Origin of the sequence: Salmonella sp. SAL03688 (genome assembly GCF_046551895.1) — a bacterium.
GTDB lineage: Bacteria > Pseudomonadota > Gammaproteobacteria > Enterobacterales > Enterobacteriaceae > Salmonella > Salmonella enterica.
The window spans coordinates 1-244 of the sequence record NZ_JBGDVI010000087.1 but is presented as its reverse complement, the minus strand read 5'-3'; the positions used below and the strand labels follow the sequence as shown (position 1 = coordinate 244).

The 244-nt window shown below is 51.2% G+C and carries 1 pseudogene; it reads right to left on the bottom strand.

Going from position 1 to position 244, the window contains the following annotated elements:
• Nucleotides 1–100: 100 nt before the first annotated feature.
• Nucleotides 101–244 (bottom strand): annotated as a pseudogene (locus ACLJR2_RS23855) (IS200/IS605 family transposase); the annotation flags it as partial.

Sequence of the window (244 nt, the reverse complement as noted above, 5' to 3'; positions counted from 1 at the left end):
CCTCCGGCATAGCCGGAGGTTTTTCTGATGCGCCTGTAAGGCTTTCTTACCAGCCGCGCCCTAACAGGCGCATACGATCTGACATTTGCATCAAACTTCGTTACTTACGGCCCGTAAACGGGCTGCCCGGATAAGGGATCGATAATTGCTCACCCATTTTATCCTCTTCAAGCTGGTGCTTTATGTAGTCCTGTATCTTCGCCGTGTTCTTACCCACCGTATCGACATAGTACCCTCTGCACCA